Source organism: Rhizobium sp. WYCCWR 11152, assembly GCF_013087615.1.
GTDB classification, from domain to species: domain Bacteria; phylum Pseudomonadota; class Alphaproteobacteria; order Rhizobiales; family Rhizobiaceae; genus Rhizobium; species Rhizobium indicum.
This window is the reverse complement of record NZ_JABFCP010000024.1, coordinates 122696-148650: the sequence shown is the minus strand read 5'-3', so window position 1 is coordinate 148650 and position 25955 is coordinate 122696. Positions and strand designations below refer to the sequence as shown.

Genomic DNA, 25955 nt, shown 5'->3' with positions numbered 1-25955 from the left:
GCTAGCCTGTATATACAGGTCAGACGGAAGCAAAGATCGTCATGCGGGTCATCTCTTCACAGCAAGCTGCGGATCTTCTCGAAGACGGGATGACTGTCGCTGCTTCCGGTTTTGGAGGATGCTGTCATCCCGAGGCCATCACGGCCGCCGTCGAGGAGCGTTTCCTCGCCTCTGGAAACCCCCGCAATCTGACGCTTCTGTTTGCTGCCAGTACGGGCGATCGCCAGACGCGGGGCATGGGGCACTTCGGTTACGAGGGCCTGGTCGCCTGCGTGATCGCAGGGGGTTGGCGCGGAACGCCGCGCCTTGGAAAGCTTGCGATCGAGGAAAAGATCGAAGCGCATTGCTGGCCACAAGGCGTCATCGCGCAGCTCTATCGGGCGATTGCCGCCGGTCAGCCTGGGGTGGTCACCCATATCGGGCTCGGCTCTTTCATGGATCCGCTTCATGGCGGCGGCCGCATGAATGCGACGACGCCGCGCGCGCTTGTCGAGCGTGTGTCGTTGCGCGGCAAGGAATGGCTGCTTTATCCGTCGATGCCGCTCGACTGCGTGCTCTTGCGCGGAACGACGGCCGACGAAGACGGTAACATCACCCTCGAGGATGAGGCCTTCCCGCTCGACGTGCTCGCCATGGCGCAGGCGGGCCGAAACTCCGGTGGCATCGTCGTCGTGCAGGTCAAGCGGATTGCCGAGCGCGGCTCGCTGCAGCCCAATGACGTTCGTATCCCGGCGGCGTTGGTCGATTATGTGGTCGTCTGCGAGGATCCGGCCCAGCACGGCATCAGTTTCGCCGAGACCGACAATATCGCCTATACGGGGCGCGTCCGGATGGCGGCGAGCCGCCAGCAGCCGGCGCCGCTGTCGGTCGATAAGATTATTCAGCGACGCGCCTTCCTGGAACTGGCGCCGCTGAACCGCCCGACGATCAATCTCGGCATCGGCATTGCCGCCGGGATCGGCCGTATCGCCAGCGAAGAGGGATTCGACGATTATACGGTGACGATCGAATCCGGCGTCATCGGCGGTGTGCCGGCCGAGGAGCTGTCCTTCGGCGCCGCCGTCAATCCGACTGCCATCGTCCCACAGGCATCGCAGTTTGACTTTTACGACGGCGGCGGCCTGGATGTCGCCTTCCTCGGCATGGCAGAGGTGGATCGGCATGGGGCGGTCAATGTCAGCCGCTTCAATAATTCCATCGTCGGGGTCGGCGGATTCACCAATATCTCGCAGACGGCCAAGCATGTTGTCTATCTCGGCGCATTTTCGGCTGGCGGCGCGCAAATTGCGGTTGCCGACGGCAGGCTCGACATCGTCCAGGACGGCCGCCTTTGCAAGATCGTCGAGGCTGTCGACCAGATCAGTTCGAGCCCGGCCTTTGCGCCGGAGGGACAGTCACAGCTCGTCGTCACCGAGCGGGCGGTTTTTCGGGTGATCGGCGGATGCTTGACGCTGACGGAGTTTGCCCCCGGCATCGATCTTGCCGCCGATGTTCTCGACCGCCTGCCGAAGGGCATCGCGGTGTCGGACCAGCTGAAGCAGATGGATGCGCGCCTGTTTTCGACCCATGCCATGAAGGACTTTGCCCCATGAAAATCGATGGAGCCGCCATCATCGTCACGGGCTCGGCAACGGGCGTCGGCGCCGCATGCGTGAAGCAATTCGTCGAGGGCGGCGCCCGGGTGGTCATCAACTACAGCCGCAGCAAAAAAGAGGCCGATGAGACCGGCGATATCTGCCGGAGTCTGGGCGCGGAGGTCGAGATCGTCCAGGCCGACGTTGCCGACGACGCGGCTTGCCGTAGGATGGTCGCGGTTGCCGTCAATCGATGGGGGCGGCTCGACGCCTTGGTGAACAATGCCGCAATGACGGTCAAATCCGATCCTTTCGATCTGGAGACGCTGTCGGCCGAAGATTTCCAGAACGTTTTCGGCGTCAACGTCATCGGCGCCTATCAGATGTGCCGGGCGGCGGTGCCTGCGATGCGGGACAGCGGCGGCGGTGCGATCGTCAATGTCTCATCCAACGTTGCCTTTACCGGCGGCGGCAGCTCGCTTGCCTATACGGCCTCCAAGGGCGCGCTCAATGCGCTGACTTTGGCCTTGGCGCGCACCTGTGGTCCCGATATCCGTGTCAACGCGGTTTGTCCCGGCATCATCGATACGCGCTGGATGCGCGACACGCTCGGGCCGGATGCCTATGGAGCCATTGCCAAGCGATTTTCGGAAACCGCGCCGCTCGGTCGGGTTGCGACACCGGAAGACGTTGCCGGCGCCATTGTCTGGCTTGTTCAGGGGGCAGACTTCGTCACCGGCGAATTGCTTTCCGTTGACGGCGGCATCCGCCTGTCCGGTGGCGTTCGCAAACCCGTAGCATCCGGGGGAGCCGCTTCGTGACGCTATCGGCCCAATCCATCCTCGATTTTCCGGTGCCGCAGGCAACACATGTGGTCACCGCAAGGGATGCCATCCTTTACGCCCTGTCGGTTGGCTACGGCACCAACGCGCTCGACGAAAAAGCATTGAACTACGTCTATGAACGCGATCTCGTGACCGTGCCGACCCTTGCCAATATCGTGGCGCATCCGGGGCCATGGATGAAGGACACAGGCGTCGACTGGGCGCGTCTGGTGCATTCCGAACATCGCCTGACGATCCATCGGCCGGTCCCCCTCGATGTGCCGCTCATCTCCCGCTCGCGCGTCCTGTCGGTGATCGACCGCGGCGTTGAGATAGGAATGTTCGTCAGCTTCGAGCGCTTGATCGCAACCGTGGACGGTGATGAGCCGATCGCGACCATCGTTCAGACGAATGCGTGCCGCGGCGACGGTGGATGCGGCTCGGCGGGATCTGCGCCCGAACCGTTGCCGAAAGTCCCGGACAAAGAGCCGGACCTTGAATTCAATATCGACATCCCTGACAACGCCGCACTGCTCTATCGCCTGAACGGCGATCTCAATCCGCTGCACATCGACCCGCAGGCAGCCGGCAAAAGCGGCTTTGACCGGCCGATCCTGCATGGGCTCTGCAGCTTCGGTTATGCGGGCTACGCCATTGTCGCTGCTATCGATCCAAGCATGGCCAGCGGCTTGAGCGCCATCGCGGCGCGTTTCAGCGCGCCGATCTTTCCCGGCGAAACGATCACCGTGCAGATGTGGCGGAACGATGCCGAGATTCGCTTCCGAGGCCTCGTTGCTTCTCGCGGCGCGACCATCCTCGACAATGGCATGGCGAGGTTGTCATGACGAAAGCGGTTAAACCGGCCGCCGGCGAGGCGCGCCATTATATCAGGATCAAGGAGCAGATCCTGGCCGAGATCGCCGAGGGCAAACTGCAGCCGGGAGACCGGGTATCCTCTGAGAGCGAATTGGTGGCGGCATTCGGCGTCAGCCGCATGACGGCGAACCGGGCGCTGCGGGAGTTGATGTTCGAGGGTGTTCTCAAGCGATCCGCCGGGATCGGAACCTTCGTTTCACCCAAGCACCTCGATGTCGATCTGCTTCAAATCCGCAACATAGCCGACGAAATACTGGAACGGGGTCACAAGCATCAGGCAGCAGTCGTCGCGGCCGGCTTGATGAAGGCGGATGCCAATGTCGCCGATGCGCTCGAACTCATCCTCGGCGCTGAAGTGATGCATTCGCTGATCGTGCACATGGAAAACGACCGGCCCATTCAGGTCGAGGAACGTTATGTCAATCCCCTGGTCGCGCCCGACTATCTCTCGACTGACTTCCGCAGCATGACGCCGCACGAATACCTGACGAAGGTGGCTCCGATAACGGCGTTCGAACATATCGTCCAGGCCGTCAAGCCGGATACGACGATACGCAAATATCTGGGCCTGAGGAATGATCACCCTTGCCTGCGCGTCTTTCGAAGAACCTGGTCAGGCGAGGCCGTCGTGACCTGTGCGCTGTTATACTATCCCGGCGCGCAATATCGGCTGGAAGCACGGTCCACCAAGGGTCCCTCCAGGCCCGTCGCCATTCTCGGAGAGAAACAGTGAGCGCTACCAATTCTCCGTCGATCATCTTCAGTGCGGCGCCGCCGACGATCGAGGACATCGCAGCAATTGCCCGTCGTCACGCAAGGATTGAGGTATCAGCCGAGGTCGAGGCCCGGATTGTCGCCGCGCGCGCCGTCGTCGACCGTTATACGGAAAGCGATCTGCCGGTCTATGGTCTGACCACGGGACTTGGGGCGGGGGTCGATACACGACTTGCAACGGAAGATTTGGTGGCGTTCCAGATGCGCGTGCCGCAAGCCCGCTCGGTCGGTGTCGGAGAACCGCTTGCCCGGGAATCCGTACGGGCGATGATGGCCGTCAGGGCCGCCGGCATGGCAGCGGGCGGTTCCGGCGTTTCGCTGAAAGTCTTCCAGGGTCTGATTGCCGCCATCAATGCCGGTGTGCATCCTGTCGTCCCCTCACTGGGCTCGATCGGTGCGGCGGACTTGGCCCCGCTTGCCCATATGAGCCGGGGCCTTCTCGGCTTCGGTGAGATCGAGCTTGGCGGCGAAGTGCTGCCGGCCGCCATCGCCCTTGAAAGGGCCGGCCTGAAGCCTCTCGAATTCGCGCCGAAGGACGGACATGCGCTTGTTGTGGCCAACAGCCTCTCCATCGGCCTCGCCTGCTTGACGCTTGTGGATATTGAGCAGCTCTTCGATTGGTCCCTGAAGGCGATTGCCGTTAATTTCGAAGCATTCCGGGCTAATGTCAGTGCCTTCGACGACCGCGCTCTGGCTGCAAGACCGGCCTTTGGGCAGCGCCGCGTCGCGGCTCAGCTGATGGAGCTTCTTTCGGGCAGCTCCTTGCTTGCCGCCGATGCAGCAAGGCGTCTCCAGGATCCTTTGAGCTACCGCTGCACACCGCAGGTCTGGGGCGCGTTGAGGCATGCGATCGATGAGGCAAGGCAGGCGACCGACATTGAGCTCGTCAGTTCCAGCGACAATCCTGTTGTGATCGCATCCGAAGGCGTCATTCTTTCACACGGCAATTTTGACATGACCGCGTTTGTGCTCGCCTGGGAAAGGCTGGGGCAGGCGATGGCACATTGTGCGGCAGGCACCGCCTATCGGATCATGAAGATCATGTCGCCTGCTATGTCCGACCTGCCACGCTTTCTGACCCCGATGGGCCAGAGCCGTACCGGTTTTGCGACCGTGCAAAAGACCGTCTCTGCCATGGAGGCCGAAATCCGCCATCTGGCCATGCCGGTTTCGCTTTCGCCCATTCCTGTCGCCGACGGCGTCGAAGACCAGGCATCGATGGCTCCGAGTGTTTTGGCAAAGGCGCAGGCAATCGTCGAGCGCCTGCGCTATCTGGTCGCCATCGAACTGATCGCATCGGTACAGGCCGTCGAACTCAGAGGCGTCTCGGGCGAATTGGGCAAGGGATCGGCGCAAGCCTATGCCTTTGTCCGCACCCACGTCCCGGCGCTGGAAGAGGATCGCGCGCAAGGGCCGGATTTTGCGACGATTGCCGCATTGATCGGGCGTGGCCCGCAATAAGCCGGTTCGCCACTGCCCCGGCAAGAAGGGCAGGGCGCCGACCGGTCATGCCGACGGTTATTCCGGGGAATGCCGTCGGTTCGTTCATTGAAAAGTCAACAAGAGGGAATGACTATGAAAAATTGGACAAAAGGCATCTTTGCAGCCGGCATCATGGCAGCCGCCATGTTCCAGCCTGCATCCGCAGAGACCATCAAGGTCGGCAGCAAGAATTTCACCGAGCAGTTCATCCTCGCCGAAATGTACGCCGCCGTTCTGGAAAATGCCGGCATCACCGTCGAGCGCAAGATCAACCTCGGCGGCACGCTGATTGCTCACCAGGCATTGGTGGCCGGCGAGATCGATCTCTATCCGGAATATACCGGCACGGCGCTCGCTTCTGTCGTCAAGGGTGAGATGTCGACCGATGCCGAGAAGGTCTACACGCAGGTCAAGGATTTCTACGCCAAGCAGTTCAACCTCACCTGGCTGAAGCCGAGCGGCATCAACAATGGCTATGTCATCGTGGTCCGGCAGGAAACGGCGCAGGCCAACAATCTGAAAAGCCTGTCGGACCTCGCCAAGGTTTCGAAGACCCTGGTCTTCGGCGGCGGCGCTGAATTTCCGGACCGCGCCGATGGCCTGCCCGGCCTGAAGCGTGTCTACGACGCCGAGTTCAAGGAGTTCAAGCAGTTTGCCAAGCTTGGCCTTCGTTATGACGCGCTGGAACAAAAGGACATTGACGTCGCCAATGGCGCCGCGACCGACTGGCAGATCGGCTCGAAGAACCTCGTGCCGTTGGCAGACGACAAGGGTCTGTTTCCGCCCTACTACGTGGCCCCGGTTGTCCGCCAGGACGTGCTGAAGGCCAATCCGAAGGTTGCCGAACTGCTGGAAGCGGTCGGCACCCATCTCGATAACGAGAAAATGCGGGTCCTCAATGCCAAGGTCGAGACCGATCACGAGGAAGCCAAGGACGTGGCGGTCGAATTCCTCAAGGAAAACGGCCTGCTGCCGAAATGATTGTCACGCCCGCGGCCGGGTATCGATCCGGCCGCGATCTGGCGTGGCGATCTCTTTAGGGTGACTGTTCGAAAATCCGTCCGTTCAGCAGCCGGACAGGAATGTGGAGAAGCGGGAAATGCAGGAAATCTGGATCGATTATCTCAACGCCCTCGATGCCAAGGCGCTGGCGCTGACGAATGACGAGATTCTCGATGCGGTGTCGAAAGCGCTGGATGCGCAGGGCAGGGGCGAAACCGTCATCGAGCCGCGTGTTCATCTTGTGCCGGAGAGCTCCGACAAAGGCCATTTCAACGTGCTTCGCGGCTATGTCAAAGCGCTGAACTATGCCGGCGTCAAAGTCGTCGGCGACTTCGTCGACAACTACAAGGTCGATCTGCCCTCGGAGCTTGCGGTTCTCAACCTGTTCGACCCGAACACGGGCGTGCCGAAGGCCATCATCGACGCAACTGCTATCACCGACATGCGCACCGGCGCCGTGACCGCCCTTGGCGCAAAGTATCTCGCCCGCAAGGACAGCAAGATTCTCGGCCATATCGGTGCTCGCGGAACCTCTTACTGGAATGTCCGGCTTCTCGACCATCTCTTCGATTTCGATGAAATCCGCGTGCATTCGCGCCGCCCGGAAAGCCGTGATGCCTTCGCAAAGCGTCTTGAGGCGGATCTCGGCAAGAGGATCATCGTCACCGACAATTGGCAGGATTGCCTCAAGGGCGCCGATATCATGGTCGAGGCCAGCCGCCTGCCGGAACCGGCGCCGCTGTTCAAGACGGAATGGGTGAAGAAGGGGGCCTTCGTCGTGCCCTATGGCACGATGAGCGCGCTTGAATTCGATCTCACCGATATCATGGACAAGGTCGTCGTCGACGATTGGGGACAATGCGGCCCCGGCAAGCCGTTCGGAGCACTTCGCCGTCACGTCGATGAGGGCAAGGTGACGGTCGAGAACCTGCATGCCGAAATCGGCCAGATCGTCTGCGGCATGAAACCCGGCCGCGAGAGCGACGAGGAGACGATCCTCTTCTGGCATCGCGGCCTCAGCACAACCGACGTGGCGCTCGGCGCCGCCATGGTGGCGAAGGCCAGGGAGATGAATATCGGCCAGCGCCTGCGGTTCGCATAGTTGCCATGGTCATGTGCAAGCCAATCGCCTGTTCGAGAATGTACAATCTCAGTCCGCGCATTCGCGGCCTGTGGGATACATTGTTTGCGCTGGTCAGCGTGCATTCCGGCATCGAGCTCGAGATCATCGCTCATGCAGCACCGGCGCCGCTGTCGGAGCTATGGGCGAGGCCGGACATGGGTCTGGTCTTTATGTGCGGCTATCCGTTTTCGCACATGCCTGAGGGCTTACGACCGGCTGCCCTTGCTGCACCCGTTTCGAGCGAAGCATGGTCTTTGGACCAGCCGTTCTATGCCAGCCACATCCTCGTCGCCTCCACCGGGCCGGTGAACGCGGTGGCGGATCTCGCTGCGGCACGCTGGGGCTGGACCGTGCGCGATTCCCAATCGGGCTACCACGCGGCGCGCTCCTACCTTGCCGGCCGATTTGCGGGCACGATGAAGCAGAGCACGACGGTCGGACCACTGCTCAATCCCTCAGGCATCGTCGCAGCCCTCAAGGATGGCAGGATCGATGCGGGCGCGATCGACGCTTATGCCTTCCAATTGTTGTCGATGCACGAACGCGACGCGATCGATGGCCTTCGCATTTTGGCGACGACCGATCCGCTTCCCGCGCCGCTGTTGGTTGCCGCGCAAACATTACCCGCAGACATCGCCACAGCGTTACAGCGGAGCCTCGTGACGTTGCATGAAACGCCTGAGGGAGCGGCGGCTTTGGAACGGCTCGGCCTCAGGCGATTTTCGTCGGTCGCTCCGTCGGCCTACGATGTCCTGTCGCAGAGAGCCGACGACGCCGATCGCAGATTGGGGATCTCATGGTAGACAGGCGAACGAGCGCCCGGACGCGGAGGTCTCGACAATGAAATGGGTCCCTAAACACCTCGACCGGCTATTCGAAGCGCTGTTGGAGCACCTGTATCTCGTTTTTTCCTCGGTCGGCATTGCCCTGGTGATCTCGCTGATCGTCGGGATATGGGCGGCAAGGCGGCCGCGGAGCTTTGCGGTTATCATCATCTTCACCGGTATCCTGTTCGCCGTGCCGAGCCTGGCGCTGTTTGCGCTTCTCATTCCTGTCATGGGGATTGGGGCGGCACCCGCCATTACCGGTCTTGCCGCCTACTCGCTGATGATCCTGATCCGCAATATCGGCATGGGGTTTCAGGCAATTCCGCGTGACATACTCGAAGCTGCCGATGGCATGGGCTACGGCACCGCGCGCCGGATCTGGGAAGTCGAGCTGCCGCTGGCGATGCCCTATATCGTCGGCGGTATCCGCATTGCCATGGTGACGGTCATCGGCATCGCGACCGTTGCCGCCTATATCAATGCCGGCGGGCTCGGCGTCATCATTTTCGAAGGGATCGACCAGCGGTTTCCCGAAAAGATCATCGCGGGCGGGCTGCTGACGTCATTTCTGGCGCTCTTTGCCGACTACTGCTTTGCATCGTTCGAAAAGCTGCTGCGCCGGCGCAGTGGAGGTAAAGCAGCATGATCGTTATCGATGCATTCAGCTGGATCTTCAACAACTCCGGTACCTTCTTCAACGCTTTCAATCGCCATCTTCTGATGTGCGTCCTATCGCTCGGCATCGCTTTCGTCATTGCCGTGCCACTCGGATTTGCCGTTGCACGGGCACCGCGCGCCGCCTTTGCAGTGGTCAATATTGCCGGCGCCTTGCGCTCCATACCGAGCCTTGCGATCCTGTCGGCGGCGATGCCCTTTCTCGGCATCGGATTGTTGCCGTCGGTGGTCGCCCTCATCGTCCTTGCCGTGCCGCCACTGCTGTTGAGCACGATCATCGGCATCCGCGAGATCGACGCTTCGGTGATCGATGCGGCCGATGGAATGGGCATGAGCGGCGGGCAGATGCTGTGGGAGATCGAACTTCCTCTGGCCGTTCCGTCGATTCTGTCAGGCGTCAGGACGAGTGCCATCCAGGTCATCGGCGGGGCGGCGCTGGCCTCCTTCATCGGCGGTGGCGGGCTTGGCGATTTCATTAATGCCGGCATTGCGATCATGAACATGCCGCGCCTTCTCGTCGGAGCGGTCCCGATCGCGTTGCTCGCGATCTTTGCGGAACTGGCGTTCGGCGCACTGGAGCGCGTCTTCACTCAACGGCGCTAAGCGGCCGAAAGCGGATATCAGGATGATTCATCTCGACCATGTTACGAAGAATTACGGCGGAAGCGGCTCGCATGCGGTCGACAATCTCGATCTTCTGATCGAGACCGGTACGACGGTTGCCCTGATCGGCCCTTCAGGCTGCGGCAAGACCACGACCATGCGCATGATCAATCAGTTGGAAACACCCACGACGGGACGTGTGCTGGTCGATGGCAGAGATATCGCCCGGGTCGATCAGAAAGAGCTGCGCCGCAGCATCGGTTATGTCATCCAGCAAGTCGGTCTGTTTCCGCATATGTCGATCGCGCGCAATGTCGCGACCGTGCCGCGGCTTCTCGGTTGGGAAAAGGCGCGCAGCGATCGCCGGGTCGACGAGCTACTGGATCTCGTGGGGCTTGATCCGGCCATCATGCGGCAGCGCCTGCCACACGAATTGTCGGGCGGGCAGCGGCAGCGCGTCGGTTTCGCGCGTGCGCTCGCCGCCGACCCTGCCATCATGCTGATGGACGAACCGTTCGGCGCGATCGATCCGATCACCCGCGTTCGGCTTCAGGACGAATTCCGCGATATTCTCAGGAAGGTGAAGAAGACCGTCGTCATCGTCACCCATGACCTCGATGAGGCGATCAAGATGGGTGATCGCATCGCCATCATGCGGGATGGCCGCCTTCTTCAATATGATACCCCGCAGGAAATCCTCGCGCGTCCCGTCAATGAATTCGTCGAGAGTTTCCTCGGCCCCGACCGAGCCATAAAAAGGCTGAGCTTGATTGCCGTATCGACGATCATGACCGCGCCGGAACCGTCGAACGGCGATGCCGAGATCGCCGCTGACGCCACGGTTCACGACGCCTTGGCGCTTATCCTCTCCGGTGAGATGCCGGGTCTGCACGTTAGAGCCGCGAATGGGACGCTTGCGGGATATTTGTCTCGTGACACCTTGTTGCGCGCCAATCGGCTGTAGAGCATCCAGCAAAGTGCGCAGCGGTCTTGCGCCCGAAATTGCACAAAACCAAAAAAGATAAAGCGTTTCCATGGCGCGGGGAAAGCGGAAGTGCTCCCGGCTGGGTCGTTTGCGGAGCAGGACGACATCGCCAGGCGCTATGACGACCGGCATTAACCTTGAGCGCTTGCAGGCAGGCATCGACCGCCACACGGGTGGATAGCGTTGAAATATATTTCATAGCATGAATTATATTGACAGCGCTCTGCCGTTGCGATTATCTGCCCATACCGGACTTCGAGGAGGAACTCCGGTCTTCAATGGATCATCGGCAGCCGCTGAGGCGCCGCCGGATATTTGGGAGGGGCTTCGGCCTCGAGGAGGAAACTTGCGCAAATTTCTAAGCACGACCGCATTGGCGGTCCTCGCATCGACGCTTTATGCCGGCATGGCCAGCGCGGACACGGAAAATCCGTTCCGCTGCAAGCCCGGTGAAAAATACGTCATGAACGTCATGGTATCGGGCGTCGAATATTGGTTCCCGGTCTATGAAATGTTCAAGCAGGCCGGTCAGCAGCTCGGTTGCGAGACTGCCTATACCGGCACGCCGGAATATGACGTCAACAAGCAGATCGCCACTTTCGACCAGGCGCTGGCCCAGAACCCGGCCGGTATTCTCGTTCACCCGATGAACTCCGACCCGTTCATCGAGCCGATCAACCGGGCGATCGACCAGGGCACGGCGGTCGTGACCTTCGCAGCCGATGCGCCGCTCTCCAAGCGCATCTCGTTCGTCACCTCGGACAATACCCGCGAAGGCACCTATGCGGCCGACGCGATTGCCGAAAAGATGGGTGGCAAGGGTGAATATGCCGTTCTGGAAAATCCGGGCCAGGACAACCACGACAAGCGTATCGCCGCCTTCATCGCCCGTATGGAGGAAAAATATCCTGATATGAAGCTGGTCGGCCGCGCTGCGTCCAACCAGGACCCGAACAAGGCCTATCAGGGCCTGATGAGCCTGGTGCAGGCACATCCGAACATTGGCGCCGTCTTCATGCCGGAAGCGAATTCGGCCATCGGCGCTTCGCAGGCCAACAAGGAAAGCGGCGGCAAGATCCTCGTGATGTGCGCCGACGTCAACGCCAACATCCTCGACATGATCAAGGCGGGCGAAGTGTTCGGCTCGATCAACCCCAACCAGGGCATGCAGGGTTACATGGGCTTCATGCTCCTGTGGCTTGCCAAGCATCCAGAACTCATCGACCCGATGAACGACGCCAAGCGCGTTGGCTTCAACCCGATGAGCATTCCGTTCGTCGACAACGGCCTGTCTATCGTCACGGCAGCCAATGCCGACGATTTCTACTGGGACAAGTATCTGAAGCGGCGGGGCACCAAAGGCATCGAGGAATAGACCTTTGTGCTGGCTGTCCGGAGCACGAAGCTCCGGACAGCCACCGCAAGCGTGAGGAGGAGACGATGATGGCGTCGGTGCCGGTTCTGGAAATCCGCAATGTCAGCAAGCACTTCGGTGCGGTGAAGGCGTTGACGGAGGTGAGCTTCAGCTTGGAAAAAGGCGAGGTTCATGCGCTTTGCGGCGAAAACGGCGCGGGCAAATCGACGCTGATGAACATCATTGCCGGCGTGTTGCAGCCGACCGAGGGCGACGTTCTCGTCGATGGCGCGCCGGTAAAGGTGACGTCGCCGGCCGTGGCGCAATCGCTGGGGCTTGGCCTCGTGCATCAGGAAATCGCGCTCTGCCCCGATGCGACGGTGGCCGAGAACATGTTCATGGCGGCGACCAACCGCCGCCGCTCGCCTTTCATGAACTATGGCCGGCTGGAGCGGGATGCGCAGGTCGTGATGAACCGTCTGGCGCCGATCGACGTGCGCCGCAAAGTCGGCGACCTGTCGATCTCCAGCCAGCAGCTTGTCGAGATCGCCAAGGCACTGACGCTCGATTGTCGGGTGCTGATTTTCGACGAACCGACGGCGGCATTGACGGAATCGGAGACGCAGATCCTCTTCGGAATCATCCGCGACCTCAAGGCGCAAGGTATTTCGATCATCTATATCAGCCACCGCATGGCCGAAATCTTCAGCCTGTGCGACCGGGTCACCGTGTTTCGCGATGGCCGTTATGTCTCGACGGAGAAAGTGGCGGACGTGACGCCGGATGATGTGGTGCGCCGCATGGTCGGACGCGAGATCACCCAGCTCTATCCGGAAAAGCAGGCGCCGACGGAGCGGACCGACGAGATCATTCTGAGCGTCCGCGATCTCGGCGACGGCAGCCGCTTCACGGATGTGAGCTTTGACCTGCGCAAGGGTGAAATTCTCGGCGTCGGCGGGCTGATCGGCTCGGGCCGCACCGAGATAGCCGAAGGTATTTGCGGATTGCGGCCGGTAACCGGCGGCGAGGTGCAACTGCATGGAGAGCGGCTGCGGGCGCGCTCTTATGCGCAGGCCGCGCAGACGGGCGTCGTCTATCTGTCGGAAGACCGGAAAGGCTCCGGCATTTTCCTCGATCTTTCCATTGCCCAGAACATTGCCGTTCTCGATTTGAAATCGCTGACCGGACCACTGGGACTGTTGAATTCCAAGGCCGAGGCGGATCGTGCCCACAACCTGGTCCGGCGGCTCGGCGTGCGGATGGGTGGCATCGACATGCCGGTCTCGTCGCTGTCGGGGGGAAACCAGCAGAAGGTGGCGATTGCCAAGCAACTGGCGGTCGATCCCAAGGTCATCCTGATGGACGAGCCGACCCGCGGCATCGATGTCGGCGCCAAATCGGAAATCCACCGGCTGCTGCGCGATCTCGCGCGCTCCGGCATCGGCATCGTCGTCATCTCGTCGGAACTGCCGGAGCTTCTCGGTCTGTGCGACCGGGTGCTGGTCATCCACGAAGGCACCGTTGCAGGCGAGGTCGAGGGCGAGGCGATGACGGAGGAAGCGATCATGCGGCTCGCCTCGGGGATCGGCGGCCACAACAATTCAAAGGCATCAGAGCATGCCGCGTAGGGAAAAAGCAGGGGCAGGAGACAGGGTCATGGCGGACGCTACATTGGCAACGGCACATCAGGCGCGCGCGCCCGGCTGGAAACGGTTGGGGACGATGCGCGAGGCGGGACTGATCGCGATCATCCTGGCGCTCTGCATTGTCATGAGTTTTGCCTCGCCGCATTTTCTGACGCTCGGCAACTTCCGGGCGATGCTGATGTCGTTTTCGGTGGAAGGGATCGTCGTCGTCGGCATGACCATCCTGTTGATCGTCGGCGGCATCGACCTGTCGGTCGGCTCGGTGGTCTGCTTCTCGATGGTGCTGTCGGGTTCACTGTTCCTGATGGGGCTCGATCCGTGGAGCGCATCCCTGATCGGGATCATTGCCAGCGGTCTGATCGGCTGTGTCATGGGCTTCTTCGTCACGGTTGTCGGGCTCAACCACTTCATCACCTCGCTTGCGGCGATGGTCATCGTGCGTGGTATCTGCCTGATCATCACCAAGGGCACGCCACTGTCGCTGTTTACCTTGCCGCCCTCGTTCAAGGCGGTCGGGCAGGGCACGTTCTATGGCGTCCCCTATGTGATCCTAATTTTTGTTGCGGTCGTCGTGCTGTTCGATTTCCTGCTGCGCCGGGCAACCGCCTTCCGCAAGGTGTTCTACACCGGCAGCAACGAAAAGGCGGCGCTCTATTCCGGTATCAAGACCAACCAGGTAAAGTTCTGGGTGACGGTGCTCTGCGCCACGCTATCCGGCGTTGCCGGGGTGATCTATATGTCCCGCTTCGGCGCCGCGACCCCGACCTTTGGTGTTGGCATGGAGCTCAACATCATCGCGGCGGCGGTGATCGGTGGTGCGTCGCTGAATGGCGGCTCCGGCACGATCCTTGGGGCTATTCTCGGTATTGCCCTGCTGTCGGTCGTAACAAGCTCGTTGATCTTGCTTGACGTGTCCGTCTATTGGCAAGACATGATCAAAGGCTGCATTCTGCTTGCCGCCGTCTCGATCGACCATTTCCTGCACAAGCGGAAGGCTGCCTGATATGCCGATAGCCAAGCTCAAACCCGCAAATGCGCCGCGCGAGGAAATCGTCATCGCCCGGCAGATGCACCAGGCCCTGGTCCTACATTTCCTCGAGGGACTGACACAGGCGCAGATAGCCGATCAGCTCGGCATCTCGCACGCCACCGTCAATCGCCTGATCAAGCGCGGCCGCCAGCTCGGCCTGGTCGAGATCAAGATCAAGTCGCCGGTCGAGCCGCTGGTCGATATGGAAGAACGGCTACAAGCGCTTGGCGGCATCGGCCGCGCCGTGGTGGTGCCGACAGTGTCCGACAATCCGCAGACGGCGCTTCAAGCCGTCGGCGAGGCAGCAGCAAGGTTGCTGCTGGAAGAGATCACCGACGGCGATACGATCTGCATCACCGGCGGCAAAGGGGTGAGCGCCGTCGTGGCCGGTCTGCAGCCGCCGCGTCGGTTCAATGTCGAGGTCATTCCGGCAACCGGCTGCGTGCAAGGTAAACACTATACCGATGTCAACCATGTCTCGACCTTGATGGCTGACCGGCTTGGGGGGCGTTCCTACCAGATCCATGCGCCCCTCTTTGCCGATGATGCCGAGCAGCGGGCGATGCTGATCAACATGCGTTCCGTTGCAGACGTTTTCAAACGGGCGCGCGAGGCGAAAGTGGCGGTGGTCGGCATCGGCTCGATCCTCTCGGACGATTCGAGCTATTACGACCTGCATCCGTCCTCGAGCACCGACCGCGCCGCGATCGAGCGCTCCGGCGCCTCCTGCGAATTGCTGGCGCATCTGCTCGATGATCATGGCCAGGTCTGCGATTACAGCCTCAACCGTTCGCTGGTGTCCCTGACTCTGCCGGAATTCGCCTCGATCCCCACCAAGATCGGTGTGGCGAGCGGGCCGAACAAGGCAGGGCCGATCCTCAGCGTTCTGCGCGGCAATCATCTCGATACGCTGGTGACCGATGAGGCGACGGGTGCCCGCGTGCTGGCACTGGCGAATGGCGAAGGAAAATGGGCATGAGCGGACAGCAATTGACACGTGAGATCGGCAAATCGGGCGTTTCCGCTTCGGCGGTGGGACTGGGCACCTGGGCGATCGGCGGTTGGATGTGGGGCGGGACCGATGAGGCCGAATCCATCGCCGCGATCCAGGCATCGCTCGATGCCGGCGTGACGCTGATCGATACGGCACCGGCCTATGGGCTTGGACGTTCCGAGGAGATCGTCGGCAGGGCGTTGACCGGGCGACGCGACAAGGCTGTCATCGCCACCAAATGCGGCCTTGTCTGGCATACGCAGAAGGGCCGTCATTTCTTCGACCAGGACGGCAAGCCGGTGCACCGTTATCTCGGCCGCGACGCGATCCTGCATGAGGTCGAGGAAAGCCTGAGGCGGCTCGGAACCGACTATATCGACCTCTACATCACCCATTGGCAGGACCCGACGACCCCGATCGAGGAAACGATGCGGGCGCTGGAAGACCTGCGCACATCGGGCAAGATCCGGGCGATCGGCGCAAGCAATGTCAGCCCCGACGACCTCAGTGCCTATATCGCTGCCGGTGGTCTCGACGCGATCCAGGAGCGGTTCAGCATGATCGACCGGGAGATCGAGGCGGAGCTTCTGCCGCTGACCAAGGCCAACGGCATTGCGACGCTGAGCTACTCGTCGCTGGCGCTGGGGTTGCTGTCCGGCACCATCGGTCCGGACCGCGTGTTCTCAGGCGACGACCAGCGCAAGGGCAATCCGCGCTTTTCAGTCGGCAACCGCCAGAAGGCGACGGCGCTGGCCGACGCCATCCAACCGGTCGCCGAAAAACACGGCGCCAGCATCGCCCAGATCGTGATTGCCTGGACGCTGGCGCAGCCGGGCGTCACCTTTGCACTTTGCGGGGCGCGCAATCCGGCACAGGCGCTCGACAATGCACGGGCCGGGACCATCCGGCTGGATGCGGTCGATCTTGCCGCCATCGATACGGCCATAGCGGCGAAACTGACTGACATGGACAGGTAGCGGATCGCCATCATGAAACGGCAAGAGATATTGGACGGGCTCCGCCAGAGCCCGAAGGTGGACGTCTGCGTCATCGGCGGCGGCATCAACGGCATCAGCGTCTTTCGCGAGCTGTCGCTGCAGGGACTGAACGTGCTGCTCGTCGAGAAACACGACTATTGCTCCGGGGCCAGCTCGGCGCTGTCGCGCATGGTGCATGGCGGGCTTCGCTATCTTGAAAACGGCGAATTCAAGCTGGTGCAGGAATCCCTGGTCGAGCGGGACCGGCTGCTGCGCAACGCGCCGCATTACGTCGCGCCGCTGCCGACGACGGTGCCGGTGTTCGATATATTTTCCGGCCTTGGCAATGGCATCGTCCGCTTCCTGGGCCTCAGCCGCCGCCCGAGCCGGCGTGGCGCCGTTGCCATCAAGGCGGGCCTGAGCATCTATGATTTCCTGACCCGCAAGCGGGCATTGATGCCGCGCCACCAGTTTCGCGGCCGGCGCACGACGCTTGCCAAGTGGCCGGCGCTCAATCCCGACATCAAGAGTTCCGCCACCTATTTCGACGCCTGGGTCAGCCACCCGGAGCGGCTGGGCATCGAGCTTCTGCAGGACGGTCTTTCAGCAAAGTTCGGGGCAATGGCGCTGAACTATGCGGAACTGCGGCGGACAGAGGATGGTCAGTACCGCGTCGAAGACCAGATCGGCGGCGCATCCGTTGCCGTCGAACCGGCGCTGATCATCAACGCCACCGGCGGCTGGATCGACATCGCCAATCAGACCCTGCTTTCGCCAGACGCCCGGCCGTCACCGCTGATGGGCGGCACCAAGGGCTCGCATCTGATCATCGACAATGCCGACCTGCGCGACGCACTTGCCGATCACATGATCTACTACGAGAACGAGGACGGCCGGATCTGCATCCTCTTTCCTTATCTCGGCAAGGTTCTCGTCGGTTCCACCGATATCCGCGTCGATGATCCGGAAACGGTGCGCTGCGAGGCGGACGAGCGGGATTATATCCTGCAGTCGCTCGCCTTCGTGCTGCCTGATATTGCCATCCGGCCGGAACAGATCGTTTTCCAGTTTTCCGGCGTGCGGCCGCTGCCGGCCAGCACCGACAGTTTTACCGGGCGCATTCCGCGCGATCATTTCTGCACGGTCGTAGAGCCGAAGGATGGTGGCCCACCGGTTCTGTGCATGATCGGCGGCAAGTGGACGACATTCCGGTCCTTCGGGGAACTGGCGGCCGACATGGCGCTGGAAAGGCTAGGCAGGCAGCGCCGTATTATGACAACCGATCGGCCGATCGGCGGCGGGCAGGCATTTCCCGCCAACGCGCCTGTCTGGCTTGCGCAGGCGGCGGCCAGCAAAGGCCTTTCCGTCCGGCGCATGTCTGAGCTGTTTGTCCGATACGGCACGGATGCCGAGGCGGTTGCCGGTTTCATCGCGGCGGGCCCCGATGCGGTGCTGCCGCACGACGGCTACTCGATGCGCGAATTGCAGTTTCTGATCCGCTGTGAAGCGGTGGAACATCTCGACGACCTGCTTTTGCGGCGCACGACGCTTGCCGTTTCGGGCGAGCTTTCGCTCGATATGATGGATGCCGTACTCGACCTGCTGACGCAGGAAAAGCACTGGACGCTCGCGCATCGCACCCGTGAGCGCGACCGTTTTCTCACCCTTCTCACCGAACGCCACGGCGTCGACGAAGACATGCTTTCGGCAAGGAACGAACCAAGGAGCACAGAATGCGACACAACAGCAAAGTCCGGATGAACCGGCTGTTCGGCGGCGGCCGCTGCCTCGACGTGGCGATCGATCACGGCGTCTGCAATGAACCGTCCTTCCTCAACGGGCTGGAGGATATTCAGGCCGTCGTCAAGGCGCTGGTTTCTGCCGGGCCGGATGCGATCCAGATGAATTACGGCCAGGCGGACCTGCTGCAGGAGGTGCCCGGCAAGGACAAGCCGTCGCTGGTCATGCGCATCGACATGGGCAATCCCTACAACCGGATCCGCCACCGCGACATGTGGGCGGTGCTGCAGAACGAGGCCGAACCGTTGATCGGCGCGATCGAAATGGATGCAGCCTGCGTTGTCGTCAACCTGTTCATGCTGCCGGACGAGCCGGACCTGTTCCGTCAATGCGTGCAGAACATTTCCCGTGTGCGGGCCGATTGCGACAAGTATGGCATGCCGCTGATGATCGAGCCGCTGGTGATGCAACCGGTCACCGAAAAGGGCGGTTACATGGTCGATGGCGATGCCGACAAGATCGTTACGCTGACGCGGCTCGCCCGTGAGATGGGTGCGGATATCGTCAAGGCGGATCCGACCACCAATGCCGAGGATTTCCACAGAGTGGTGGAAGCAGCCCGTTGCCCGGTTCTGGTGCGCGGCGGCGGCAAGGAAGATCTTCGCGCCGTCTTCGACAAATCCGCAGCCTTGATGCGGCAAGGCGCAATGGGCATGGTCTATGGGCGCAACATCTATCAGCACGCCAATCCGAGTGCCGTGGTGCGCGGGCTGATGGCGATCGTGCACGAGGATGCGAGCGGCGAACAGGCCTTTGCGCTCTACCAGCAGGGCTGAGCAGCGATTTCGAATCTGGGGAGGGGTTCTGCATGGGAAACTATCTTTTGGGGCTCGACGCCGGAAACACCGTCATCAAGGCGGTGATTTTCGACCGCGCGGGTAACGAGATCGCGGCTGCGTCCGAAGAGGGACACAGCCGCATGCCAAGCCCGGGGCATGTCGAGCGGGGGCTGGACGAATTATGGGCGAATGCACGGCAGGTCATTCGCGCCTGCATCGAAAAGGCGGAGATCAAGCCGGAGGAAATCGCCGCGATCGGTTGCGCCGGGCACGGCAACGGTCTCTATGCGCTTGATCGCGACGGCGCTCCGCTCATCGGCATCCAGTCGCTCGACACGCGGGCGGCCGGGCTGGTCGACGAATGGCGAGAGGCCGGCGTTGGAGACCGGACCTATCCCATTGCCCGCCAGCGCCCGTGGCCATCCCAGACGCCGACATTGCTTGCCTGGTTGAAGCGTCACCGGCCGGAACTGTTCAATCGCATCGGCACGGTGTTCTTCTCCAAAGATTTCGTCGTCAACCGTCTGACAGGCCGCCGCGTCAGCGAGGTGTCCGACATGTCGGGGGCCGGCCTGCTCGATCTTGCCGCGCGCCGCTACGACAAGGCACTGATGGAAGCCTATGGACTGGGCGATTGCATGGACCTCTTGCCGCCGCTCATCGAAAGCGCCGACATTGCCGGTACGGTAACGGAAGAGGTCGCGACGCAAACCGGGCTCGCCGCCGGTACGCCTGTGGTCGGCGGGCTGTTCGACGTCGTCGCCTCGGCGCTCGGCTCGGGCGTTTCGCGCACCGGCAGCGCCTCTATCATTGCCGGCACATGGAGCATCAACCAGGTCGTTATAGACAGTCCCGACCTCGACGGGCCGGTCTTCATGTCCTCGACCTTCGATCGCAGCCGCTACATGGCGATGGAGAACAGCGCCACCTCGGCTGCCAATCTCGAATGGCTGGTGAGGGAGTTCTTCGAAGGCGAGCATGCGGAAGGCGTTCCGCCCTTCGATGCCTGCTGCGCGCTGGCCGGGGCGATCGAGCCCGCGGCAGACGACCCGCTCTATCATCCCTATCTCTATGGCGCCCAGCAGGACGGTCACGCACGCGCCGGCTTCTACGGCATTGCCGGCTGGCACACCAAGGGGCATCTCGTTCGCGCGCTTCTCGAAGGCGTCGCCTTCGGTCATCGCCAGCACATCGAGACGATCCGAAAGGCCGGGGCGGTGTTCAATGAAGCCGTGCTCTCCGGGGGCGGCTCGCGCAGCCTAATCTGGCCGCAGATCTTTGCCGATGTGCTCGGCGTACCCGTCACCGTTGCCCGCTCGCGCGAAACCGGTGCATTGGGGGCGGCGATTGCTGCCGGAACCGGCGTCGGCGTCTTCTCGGACTTCGGCGCTGGTGCTGCGGCCATGGTGCGAACCGAGCGGCATTATCGACCGGATGTCTCGCTTGAGGCGCATTATGCGCGGCGCTACGCTCTCTATCAGGATATCGCCGAAGCGATGGCACCGCTCTGGCGGCGTCTGACGGTGGTCCCGCCGGCGGCAGCGGGGGCGGCGGCGTGAACAAGCGTGTGGATGATGCAGCCATTGATGCGGGAAGCTACGACTTCATCATCGTCGGCGCGGGATCGGCGGGATGCGTTCTGGCCAACCGGCTGTCGGCCGATCCGAAAACCCGCGTCCTGCTGCTCGAAGCCGGCGGCAGCGACCGCTATCATTGGGTGCATGTGCCGATCGGCTATCTCTACTGTATGGGCAATCCACGCACCGATTGGATGATGAGGACGGCCGCGGAAGCCGGACTGAACGGTCGGTCACTGCCCTATCCGCGTGGAAAACTGCTGGGCGGCTGCTCGTCGATCAACGGCATGATCTACATGCGCGGCCAGGCGGCCGATTACGATGGCTGGCGGCAGGCGGGTAATTCCGGCTGGGGCTGGGACGACGTGCTGCCCTATTTCCTGAAATCCGAGGACAACTATCGTGGCAAGTCGCGGATGCACGGGGCAGGCGGCGAATGGCGGGTGGAAAAGCAACGGCTTTCCTGGCCGATCCTCGATGCCTTTCGCGACGCGGCTGAAGAACTCGGTATCCCGAAGACCGACGATTTCAACGATGGCGACAATGAGGGCTCGGGCTATTTCGAGGTCAACCAGCGCGGCGGCCTGCGCTGGAACACGACGAAGGCCTTTCTGCGCCCGGCGATGAAGCGGCCCAATCTTCGTGTGCTGACCAGCGCCGAAACCGAGCGGCTGGAATTTGACGGCAGGATGGTGACCGGGGTGCGGTTCCGGTTGAACGGGCAGAACCATCTGGCTCGCGCCGGTCGCGAGGTCATCCTGTCCGCCGGTGCGATCAATTCGCCGAAAATCCTGGAGCTTTCCGGGGTCGGTCGCCCGGATGTGTTGTCCGCTGCCGGACTGGACGTCGCCCATGAACTTCCGGGTGTCGGCGAAAACCTGCAGGACCATCTGCAAATCCGGACGGTCTTCCGCATCGAGGGCGCAAAGACGCTGAACCAGCTCTATCACAACCTGCTCACCCGAGCGGGCATGGGGCTTGAATATATGCTGCGCCGGTCCGGGCCGTTGTCGATGGCGCCGAGCCAGCTCGGTATCTTTGCCAAGAGCGATCCGGCCGTTGCAACCGCCGATCTCGAATATCACGTGCAGCCCTTGAGCACCGACCGGCTCGGCGAGCCGCTGCACAAATATCCCGCCGTCACCGTCTCTGTCTGCAATCTGCGGCCGGAAAGCCGGGGGACGGTGCATGTTGGCGGCCCGGACCTTTCCGCGGCGCCGGAAATCCGCCCGAATTATCTTTCGACCGTCGGCGACCGGTTGGTTGCGACGAAATCGATCCGACATGCCCGCCGGCTCATGGAGGCCGGTGCCATCGCCAAGTACCTGCCGCAGGAGATGCTCCCGGGCACGGAATACCGGACTGACGAGGAGCTGATCCGTCGCGTCGGCGATATCGCCACGACGATCTTCCATCCGGTCGGTACCTGCAAGATGGGCAGCGACATGATGGCGGTTGTCGATCCACAATTGCGGGTGCATGGGCTGGCGAAACTGCGGGTGGTTGATGCCTCGATCATGCCGACGATCGTGTCGGGCAATACGAACTCGCCGGTGATCATGATTGCCGAGAAGGCCGCGGAAAGCATTCTATCAGGGGTGTGATGAGTTCTTCGCCGTGATGAACTCTCGCATTGTCTAAAGCGAATGCGTGGAACATCCTTTTGTCAGAGACAAAATGCTCAGTTTGCCGCGACTGCGCTGGCGTGAGCGTCGTCACGCGTAATATTCGGAATTTCCAAGGTGCTGACGTCAAACGACACGCTCAGACCTCGATTGCCGTCGGTTCGGCTTAAAGCATATCGCACAAAACCGTGCAGCGGTTTTGCGACAACGACGTGCGTAGCACAAAGACCTAAAGCGCGAGAGCGAACCTGAAAGATCGCGACGCGCTTTAGAGTACGAAGGCATTCGCGCCCACGACTCGTGAGGATGAGCCCAACCCGCTCAACGCAGGCTGGGCCACCTTCGATTTCGATCAGATGGTCGAGACGTTCTCAGCCTTCGATTTCCCAGTCTTGCGATCCTGTCCAACTTCGAAGCTGACCTTGTCGCCTTCGCGGAGCGACCCGCCGCTCTGCAGTGCAGACACGTGAACAAAAACGTCCTGGCCGCCACCCTCAGGGGTGATGAAGCCGAAGCCCTTGTCGTCATTGAAGAATTTAACGGTACCTGTCGGCATGAGATAACTATTTCCTTGTATCGTTCGACGATTTGCGAAGGCGAAACTATAGCTTCGGAGCTTCTCTATCAACCCTTTAGCACGCTAGAGGCTCTTTGAACGCAAAAAGATATCAGCTCCGACGAAGGTCAATGCGGCTCGTAACAACCGATCGACCTGTAGCGGGGTCTGTGTCGACGGTTGTGAGGCGCATGCCGGATGCCCCGGTTTTTTCAATCGTCATCTGCGCACGTCGGTCACCATTGACCTCTTTCGCCCATTTGATCGCGAGGCTTATGGCATTACCAGCGCGCTTTCCGCCTAGACCCGCAGTGCCGGTGCCCGCGCCCACATAGGAGCCGGTGTAGCTGTCACCGCTGGCCTTGAGTTTAGCGCTGATGACACGGGAAAAAACGACGAGACTGGTGCAGCGTCCATTGAGTGCAAGGGAACTTGCATTCGCGTCCGACTTGAAACGGCAAGTGACTTTAATCGTGGGTGCATTTGTCCGCACTTTCACCGTACCGTTACCGCTCCAGTTTCCCGCCAGTGTTTTGAGGAAGGCGGATTCGTCGGCGTGGGCGGCGCCGGCCGTGAGCATTGACGCCGTAGCAGCGGCGATGGCGCAGGCAAGGATCTTGATCATCTGAGTAACTTTCGGGCCACATAACATCCGCATCATGACGCTTGGCTCTTCGAGGAGGAGGGGTGTCATATAACCGCTCGGCGATGGTTTGGTTCCGTAGGGGAGGGATTCGATCGCGTTCTCAACGCAGTGCGGACGTTTTCAACAAGATCAACGTACAAATGATGCCCACGCACGCTGAAAGGGATTGCCGATCTCCCGCCTCAGGCTTTAGATCGGTCTTACACAATGAGATTGTGCAAGCCGGCCGCAATGACGTCAATTCCGCTATAGCGCCGCGCGTTGCGCAAAGGACGCGGCAGCGCTTTGAATTGCTGCCTCATTGGCCGCTGCCTGAGCTTGCCAGCCCATTGCGCTGTCACATATGAGGGGTCCGACGCCATTGCCTTCACTTGTTCTTCCTGGTCGCCCGCTTTCGTTGGCGCGCAACGTCATCTCCACGCCGAATGCTTACTTCTGGGCAACGCCCATCATCCTCGCACTGGCTGTCTTTCTATTCGTCTCGGAAGCGCCAGGGGTAATCCGCGATTTCCAGATCAGCCAGAACCCTTTGACGCTTGAAAATGGCGACGTGCAAAACGGGCGATGCACGACACGCAAGGCAGTCTTTACCGATTGCGAGGCACGCCTGGTCTACAGCTACGGTGGACGAGACTACGACACCGAAGTCGAGGTCATGTTCGTCGATTTCCATACCGGCGACTACGAAACGGGTCTGGTGATATCAGCCGATCACCCGGAACTTGCGACGATGAGCCTGGGTCTGGACATGCTCTGGAACCGGATCATCACGCTTACTGTGTTCGCCGTTCTGCTTGGCGGCATGGGCCTGGGGATGATTTTTCTCGCTATCCGCATTTGGCGGGTCAAGGGCCAACTGCTTCGGCCTGCCTTGCTGACCCCTGTCCCGGTCGAGATCACCGCATTCGACCGCAAACGCGGCGTCCTTTCCATCACCTATAACGACAAGATCGCCGACGACAAAACGGGACGATCGGCTTACACGCGCATGAAGAATGGAGAGGAGCCTCTGATCGTCGGTGAAGCCAATGGCAAGGCGATCGGACTGGCCGTCAGGCACGGCAATACGGCCCTGCCGGTGCTTCTCGACGATCGTCTTCAGCGCGTGGAGCTTACGGATAATGAGCGCACCGCAGCTCTTGCACCTTTCGCGTATCAGCAAGAACGCGATCGGAATGCGCCGATTTTGATTGAAGAACCAAAAAGGACGGTATCGATCTGGAAGCGGCTGCAGCTTTTCTTCGGTGTGTTGCTTCTGATCGTCGTGGGTGTGGTCGGCTTCTGGCTTTGGTACGTCACGACCTCCACGACAGCGTTCCAATCGCCTGGCATGGACATCAACAATCTCATGCCAGCGCCGTTGAACGAGTGGGGATGCGAGCAGTTGAAGAAGCGGTTCGGTCAGGATCGCGCGCCGTTTGGTTGCGTCGCCGACGATTATACGAGCTGGAAATAGAAAGATGGCCCCCGCTGTCTGACCGAGCCTTCACGGTCGGTGGCGGACCGGAGCGGCACGAAACCGCGTCACTCTGGTCTGCGAGCGTAAAACGTGTTCCACCCATCGCCGTCACGGTTGATCCTGTGTGCGTCCCATTCAAGAGCGAGCCCCGCCTCCTTGATGCACAGCGCGAAATCGTCCCGGCGCCAGTAGGACATATGGTAGGCGCCGCTTGTCTCCCCGTCCCCATCGCGCATCGACACCAGGAAGACGCCTCCCGGGCGTAGCGCAGCGACGATCTTTTCGAGAACCGGGCCGGTCTGGTCACGAGGCACATGAATGAGGACACAGAGAGCGACCACCGCGTCATAGGGGCCGTCAAGGTCGTCGGTGATGACGTTGAGGAGCTCGCCCTTCTTGCCGCGCGCCGCCTGCAGTTCCAGAAACCGTCGCGTCGCATCGGTTCGCCTTACCGAAACGCCCAGTGTCTCCAGGAAATCCGCATCCCATCCGGCCCCCGAGCCGATCTCAAGGATCTGGCCGCCCTTGCCGGCGGCGCTGGCGACCTGACGCAGTGCCGCCTCGAGGCTCGGCCAGGGAAACTGATCAACGATGCGACTATAGTCATCGGCACAACCTTCATAAGAATCGATCGTGCGTTGGGTGTTGGCCAAGGTGGCGGAAGAGATGTTCATTTGACCTCCGGATGTTCGCATTTGGGCGCCGCTCGGCGCGCGCTATATGAACACCCTCGGCCTAAGGCCGGCATAAGCACATCAGGCAACATA

At 61.4% G+C, this 25955-nt stretch carries 24 protein-coding genes; 21 read left to right on the top strand and 3 right to left on the bottom strand.

The window, feature by feature from the left end:
- The first annotated feature begins 41 nt into the window (after positions 1-41).
- The 20 genes from G9X67_RS31100 (at position 42) to G9X67_RS31005 (ending at position 22506) form a co-directional block, all read left to right on the top strand.
- Complete coding sequence (locus G9X67_RS31100; protein WP_171600433.1) at positions 42-1592, top strand: CoA-transferase; 1551 nt, start codon at positions 42-44, stop codon at positions 1590-1592.
- Positions 1589-2395 carry an SDR family oxidoreductase gene (locus tag G9X67_RS31095; RefSeq protein ID WP_171600432.1) on the top strand — a complete coding sequence of 269 codons (807 nt, stop codon included), beginning with the start codon at positions 1589-1591 and terminating at the stop codon, positions 2393-2395. The genes G9X67_RS31100 and G9X67_RS31095 overlap by 4 nt, the downstream gene beginning before the upstream one ends.
- Complete coding sequence (locus G9X67_RS35465) at positions 2392-3243, top strand: MaoC/PaaZ C-terminal domain-containing protein (RefSeq protein WP_171600431.1); 852 nt, start codon at positions 2392-2394, stop codon at positions 3241-3243. The genes G9X67_RS31095 and G9X67_RS35465 overlap by 4 nt, the downstream gene beginning before the upstream one ends.
- Positions 3240-4007, top strand: a complete 768-nt coding sequence (gene hutC / locus G9X67_RS31085) for a histidine utilization repressor (protein WP_171600430.1) — start codon at positions 3240-3242, stop codon at positions 4005-4007. Before G9X67_RS35465 ends, hutC begins: the two co-directional genes overlap by 4 nt.
- Complete coding sequence (gene hutH / locus G9X67_RS31080; RefSeq protein WP_171600429.1) at positions 4004-5509, top strand: aromatic amino acid lyase; 1506 nt, start codon at positions 4004-4006, stop codon at positions 5507-5509. The genes hutC and hutH overlap by 4 nt, the downstream gene beginning before the upstream one ends.
- 69 nt (positions 5510-5578) lie before the next feature.
- The gene (locus G9X67_RS31075; protein ID WP_027664777.1) at positions 5579-6511 is read left to right on the top strand and encodes a glycine betaine ABC transporter substrate-binding protein; all 933 of its coding nucleotides are present in this window, start codon (positions 5579-5581) and stop codon (positions 6509-6511) included.
- A 118-nt stretch (positions 6512-6629) separates the two neighbouring features.
- Positions 6630-7634, top strand: a complete 1005-nt coding sequence (locus G9X67_RS31070; RefSeq protein WP_171600428.1) for an ornithine cyclodeaminase family protein — start codon at positions 6630-6632, stop codon at positions 7632-7634.
- 5 nt (positions 7635-7639) lie between these two features.
- Complete coding sequence (locus G9X67_RS31065; protein WP_171600427.1) at positions 7640-8458, top strand: PhnD/SsuA/transferrin family substrate-binding protein; 819 nt, start codon at positions 7640-7642, stop codon at positions 8456-8458.
- Positions 8459-8495: 37 nt separating this feature from the next.
- Positions 8496-9128, top strand: a complete 633-nt coding sequence (locus G9X67_RS31060) for an ABC transporter permease (protein ID WP_065283107.1) — start codon at positions 8496-8498, stop codon at positions 9126-9128.
- Entirely contained in the window at positions 9125-9760 is a 636-nt protein-coding gene (locus G9X67_RS31055; protein WP_029871235.1) for an ABC transporter permease, read from the top strand. Before G9X67_RS31060 ends, G9X67_RS31055 begins: the two co-directional genes overlap by 4 nt.
- 22 nt (positions 9761-9782) lie before the next feature.
- Complete coding sequence (locus G9X67_RS31050; RefSeq protein ID WP_171600426.1) at positions 9783-10724, top strand: ABC transporter ATP-binding protein; 942 nt, start codon at positions 9783-9785, stop codon at positions 10722-10724.
- A 367-nt stretch (positions 10725-11091) separates the two neighbouring features.
- The gene (locus G9X67_RS31045; RefSeq protein ID WP_138388831.1) at positions 11092-12120 is read left to right on the top strand and encodes a substrate-binding domain-containing protein; all 1029 of its coding nucleotides are present in this window, start codon (positions 11092-11094) and stop codon (positions 12118-12120) included.
- 68 nt (positions 12121-12188) lie between these two features.
- On the top strand, positions 12189-13727 hold the full coding sequence (locus tag G9X67_RS31040; protein ID WP_138388997.1) for a sugar ABC transporter ATP-binding protein: 1539 nt from the start codon (positions 12189-12191) through the stop codon (positions 13725-13727).
- 28 nt (positions 13728-13755) lie between these two features.
- Entirely contained in the window at positions 13756-14748 is a 993-nt protein-coding gene (locus G9X67_RS31035) for an ABC transporter permease (protein ID WP_018480686.1), read from the top strand.
- Position 14749: 1 nt separating this feature from the next.
- The gene (locus G9X67_RS31030) at positions 14750-15754 is read left to right on the top strand and encodes a sugar-binding transcriptional regulator (RefSeq protein ID WP_018480685.1); all 1005 of its coding nucleotides are present in this window, start codon (positions 14750-14752) and stop codon (positions 15752-15754) included.
- On the top strand, positions 15751-16746 hold the full coding sequence (locus G9X67_RS31025; RefSeq protein WP_171600425.1) for an aldo/keto reductase: 996 nt from the start codon (positions 15751-15753) through the stop codon (positions 16744-16746). The genes G9X67_RS31030 and G9X67_RS31025 overlap by 4 nt, the downstream gene beginning before the upstream one ends.
- A 12-nt stretch (positions 16747-16758) precedes the next feature.
- The gene (locus tag G9X67_RS31020) at positions 16759-18507 is read left to right on the top strand and encodes a glycerol-3-phosphate dehydrogenase/oxidase (RefSeq protein ID WP_171600424.1); all 1749 of its coding nucleotides are present in this window, start codon (positions 16759-16761) and stop codon (positions 18505-18507) included.
- Complete coding sequence (locus G9X67_RS31015; RefSeq protein WP_246705477.1) at positions 18480-19322, top strand: class I fructose-bisphosphate aldolase; 843 nt, start codon at positions 18480-18482, stop codon at positions 19320-19322. Before G9X67_RS31020 ends, G9X67_RS31015 begins: the two co-directional genes overlap by 28 nt.
- Positions 19323-19354: 32 nt before the next feature.
- Positions 19355-20884, top strand: coding sequence for an FGGY-family carbohydrate kinase (locus G9X67_RS31010; protein WP_171600423.1), 1530 nt, complete (start codon positions 19355-19357; stop codon positions 20882-20884).
- The gene (locus G9X67_RS31005; protein WP_171600422.1) at positions 20881-22506 is read left to right on the top strand and encodes a GMC family oxidoreductase N-terminal domain-containing protein; all 1626 of its coding nucleotides are present in this window, start codon (positions 20881-20883) and stop codon (positions 22504-22506) included. Before G9X67_RS31010 ends, G9X67_RS31005 begins: the two co-directional genes overlap by 4 nt.
- 373 nt (positions 22507-22879) lie before the next feature.
- Here G9X67_RS31005 and G9X67_RS31000 read toward each other — a convergent pair whose 3' ends face one another.
- Entirely contained in the window at positions 22880-23083 is a 204-nt protein-coding gene (locus G9X67_RS31000; RefSeq protein ID WP_018480679.1) for a cold-shock protein, read from the bottom strand.
- A 112-nt stretch (positions 23084-23195) separates the two neighbouring features.
- The gene (locus G9X67_RS30995) at positions 23196-23708 is read right to left on the bottom strand and encodes a hypothetical protein (RefSeq protein ID WP_138388837.1); all 513 of its coding nucleotides are present in this window, start codon (positions 23706-23708) and stop codon (positions 23196-23198) included.
- 364 nt (positions 23709-24072) lie between these two features.
- Here G9X67_RS30995 and G9X67_RS30990 point away from each other — a divergent pair, with 364 nt between their 5' ends.
- The gene (locus G9X67_RS30990; protein ID WP_171600421.1) at positions 24073-25185 is read left to right on the top strand and encodes a hypothetical protein; all 1113 of its coding nucleotides are present in this window, start codon (positions 24073-24075) and stop codon (positions 25183-25185) included.
- A gap of 68 nt (positions 25186-25253) precedes the next feature.
- Here the strand turns inward: G9X67_RS30990 and G9X67_RS30985 are convergent, their stop codons facing one another.
- Positions 25254-25862, bottom strand: a complete 609-nt coding sequence (locus tag G9X67_RS30985) for a class I SAM-dependent methyltransferase (protein WP_138388839.1) — start codon at positions 25860-25862, stop codon at positions 25254-25256.
- Positions 25863-25955: the final 93 nt, after the last annotated feature.

What these genes read in the sequence shown, in the direction of transcription:
- G9X67_RS31100 (WP_171600433.1), top strand. Translation starts at nt 42, where the DNA reads ATGCGGGTCATCTCTTCACAGCAAGCTGCGGATCTTCTCGAAGACGGG.
- G9X67_RS31095 (WP_171600432.1), top strand. Translation starts at nt 1,589, where the DNA reads ATGAAAATCGATGGAGCCGCCATCATCGTCACGGGCTCGGCAACGGGC.
- hutC (WP_171600430.1), top strand. Translation starts at nt 3,240, where the DNA reads ATGACGAAAGCGGTTAAACCGGCCGCCGGCGAGGCGCGCCATTATATC.
- G9X67_RS31075 (WP_027664777.1), top strand. Translation starts at nt 5,579, where the DNA reads ATGCCGTCGGTTCGTTCATTGAAAAGTCAACAAGAGGGAATGACTATG.
- G9X67_RS31070 (WP_171600428.1), top strand. Translation starts at nt 6,630, where the DNA reads ATGCAGGAAATCTGGATCGATTATCTCAACGCCCTCGATGCCAAGGCG.
- G9X67_RS31065 (WP_171600427.1), top strand. Translation starts at nt 7,640, where the DNA reads ATGGTCATGTGCAAGCCAATCGCCTGTTCGAGAATGTACAATCTCAGT.
- G9X67_RS31060 (WP_065283107.1), top strand. Translation starts at nt 8,496, where the DNA reads ATGAAATGGGTCCCTAAACACCTCGACCGGCTATTCGAAGCGCTGTTG.
- G9X67_RS31055 (WP_029871235.1), top strand. Translation starts at nt 9,125, where the DNA reads ATGATCGTTATCGATGCATTCAGCTGGATCTTCAACAACTCCGGTACC.
- G9X67_RS31050 (WP_171600426.1), top strand. Translation starts at nt 9,783, where the DNA reads ATGATTCATCTCGACCATGTTACGAAGAATTACGGCGGAAGCGGCTCG.
- G9X67_RS31040 (WP_138388997.1), top strand. Translation starts at nt 12,189, where the DNA reads ATGGCGTCGGTGCCGGTTCTGGAAATCCGCAATGTCAGCAAGCACTTC.
- G9X67_RS31035 (WP_018480686.1), top strand. Translation starts at nt 13,756, where the DNA reads ATGGCGGACGCTACATTGGCAACGGCACATCAGGCGCGCGCGCCCGGC.
- G9X67_RS31030 (WP_018480685.1), top strand. Translation starts at nt 14,750, where the DNA reads ATGCCGATAGCCAAGCTCAAACCCGCAAATGCGCCGCGCGAGGAAATC.
- G9X67_RS31025 (WP_171600425.1), top strand. Translation starts at nt 15,751, where the DNA reads ATGAGCGGACAGCAATTGACACGTGAGATCGGCAAATCGGGCGTTTCC.
- G9X67_RS31020 (WP_171600424.1), top strand. Translation starts at nt 16,759, where the DNA reads ATGAAACGGCAAGAGATATTGGACGGGCTCCGCCAGAGCCCGAAGGTG.
- G9X67_RS31015 (WP_246705477.1), top strand. Translation starts at nt 18,480, where the DNA reads ATGCGACACAACAGCAAAGTCCGGATGAACCGGCTGTTCGGCGGCGGC.
- G9X67_RS31010 (WP_171600423.1), top strand. Translation starts at nt 19,355, where the DNA reads ATGGGAAACTATCTTTTGGGGCTCGACGCCGGAAACACCGTCATCAAG.
- G9X67_RS31000 (WP_018480679.1), bottom strand. Translation starts at nt 23,083, where the DNA reads ATGCCGACAGGTACCGTTAAATTCTTCAATGACGACAAGGGCTTCGGC.
- G9X67_RS30995 (WP_138388837.1), bottom strand. Translation starts at nt 23,708, where the DNA reads ATGATCAAGATCCTTGCCTGCGCCATCGCCGCTGCTACGGCGTCAATG.
- G9X67_RS30990 (WP_171600421.1), top strand. Translation starts at nt 24,073, where the DNA reads ATGAGGGGTCCGACGCCATTGCCTTCACTTGTTCTTCCTGGTCGCCCG.
- G9X67_RS30985 (WP_138388839.1), bottom strand. Translation starts at nt 25,862, where the DNA reads ATGAACATCTCTTCCGCCACCTTGGCCAACACCCAACGCACGATCGAT.